Annotated in this window: 1 protein-coding gene; it reads left to right on the top strand. The window is 61.5% G+C overall.

Annotated elements, in window-relative coordinates; translation table 11 throughout:
• Nucleotides 1–33: 33 nt before the first annotated feature.
• On the top strand, nt 34–2250 hold a 2217-nt coding region (locus tag H4684_RS20385; protein WP_192625163.1), incomplete at its 3' end, for a hemagglutinin repeat-containing protein.

Raw genomic sequence — 2250 nt, 5'->3', positions numbered from 1 at the left:
ATGGTGCTGGAAGGTTTGAGCGCCGGGAGTCGCATGCTCGAATTGAAGAACGATTCGGGCACCATCGAGACCCTGGAAGGCAGCATGTCCATCCGGGCCAAGGTGGTGAAAAACACCAATCTGGATTTTGCGCTGACGCCGGGAACGCAGGTCTTGAGCCGCAAGGGAGGAATTTATTCCTTTTTTGGCGACAACTGGGATCAGGCCCAGGATCTCTACAGGATGTTGCCGGGTTCCAGTGCGGTTTCAAGCAATCGCAACGCTCTGATCATCACTCCGGCTGAACTGCGCGTTCTCGGATTTGGCCTTGATCGCAACGTGATCCCGCGCTCGGAACTGGATGCGGCCATTGCCGCCGCCGAGGCGGGTTTCGCGCTTTACGGCGGGAGTTCCGGAGACATTGCGGCCGTCTCCAGTCTGAAGAGCCGGGTGGTCGGCCGGGGCATATACATGGCTGTCCAGCACTACAAGGACAGATCCAAGGTCGCCGCCTATCTTGAATCCATAACCCGGGATGAGGTCACGGGTCTTGAAAGCGGCGCAAATATCGCGGCCGCCGTCAACGTGGATATCGAGGCCGACTCTTTCAGCAATCATGTCAGCCGGATCTCCACTGCCACCGGCGATATATCCATCGTTGCCGATTCCTTTGAAAACGCAGGCCAGGATATCTTTGAACATCGGACCATTGAATGGGCCCGGGCGCATGCCAACGAACACAAGAGCCCGCGGCTGGCTGTGGAGGGGCGTGGAACGGAGGTGGTCAGGACTGCGATCGACCATGCCTACGGCACCATAAGCGCGGGTGGCAGGGTTTCGATCAGCGCGGACCATGCCTTGAACGGCATTTCGGAAAATTCGGGGATGGCCCCCGGCGGGATCGGGTCCATATCCTATGACGGCGGCATCGGTTCAAGCGGCAGCGTCATCGCCCCGCCCAGGCCGGAGAGCCTGGATCAAAGCGTGGCCCATCTTGATGACCTGATCGCCCTTCTGCCCAGGGACGGCCTGTTCATCGTCAACACGACTCCCGGGCACCGCTATCTCATCGAAACCAATCCGGCCCTGACCAGCATGGCCCTGTTTTATGGGTCCGACTATTTCCTGCGCCGAACGGGCATCAATCTGAGCAAGACGCGGCAGCAGCTTTTAGGCGACGCCTTCCATGAAACCCGGCTGGTGCGTGAGCAGATTTTCGCCCTCACGGGGCGGCGTTTTCTTTCGGAGTCCCTGTCGGGCGACGCCGAGCAGATGCTCGCGCTCATGGACAACGCCGTCGCCGCCCGGGAAGAATTGAATCTGAGCGTTGGCGTGGCGCTGAGCGCGGAACAGGTCGCGGCCCTGGCCTCGGACATCGTCTGGCTCGAAACCCGCGTGGTGGAAGGGCATGAGGTGCTGGTTCCCGTTGTCTATCTCTGCCGAAACAGCCTCGACACCATCGCCCGGGGCGGGTCCGTCATCGTTGGCCGCGACGTGGAGATCCATGCCTCGGGCGACACGGCCAACAGGGGCGTGATCAAGGCCTTGGGCGATCTGGCCATCAGCGCCAGGAATGTCTTCAACACCTTCGGCACCATTCAGGGCGACACCGTGACCCTGGAAGCGGGCGAGTCGATCTTCAACACCAGCGGGCTGATCAAGGGCCGCGACGTATCCCTTGCCGCCGGACAGGACATTATTTCCGGCACGGCCAAAACCACCTTTTCGGCCGAAGAGACGACCCGCAGGACGTTTGGCCGCATGGGTCCGGGCATGGCAGGACAGGCTGGCGCTCCGGTTTTTGGCGTTTCCTCAACCATCCGAAGCACCAGCGAGACCGTCGGCCAGCGGGGCGCCATCGAGGCCACGGGCGATCTGTCCATGCAGGCCGGGCGGGATATCGGGATCATCGGGAGCGACGTGAAGGCCGGGGGTGATGCGACGTTTTCCGCCGGTCGCGACGTGATCATCGCGGCCCAGGAACTGGAGTCGCACAACTTTGGCAAGACCGGGAAATCCAAAAGCAGCTTAAATACGCAGTCCAGCAAGGCGGCCACCGTCGAAGCGGGCGGGTCGGTAAGCATCAGCGCGGGCCAGGATGTGGCAGTTCACGGCAGCAGCGTATCGGCCGGAGCGGACGTGAACATCGAAGCGGACCGCGACGTCTCCATCACCGCCGCCACCGACGGCTACGACTATCACTTCAAACAGAAAAGCAAGGGCGGATTCTTCGGCGGCTCAAGCTCGGAGATGCACACGGGCAAAGTCACG

The sequence above is a fragment of the Desulfomicrobium macestii genome (assembly GCF_014873765.1).
Classification (GTDB): Bacteria; Desulfobacterota; Desulfovibrionia; order Desulfovibrionales; family Desulfomicrobiaceae; genus Desulfomicrobium; species Desulfomicrobium macestii.
Note: the sequence above shows the minus strand (reverse complement) of the source record. Positions and strands in the feature narration are given on the sequence as shown.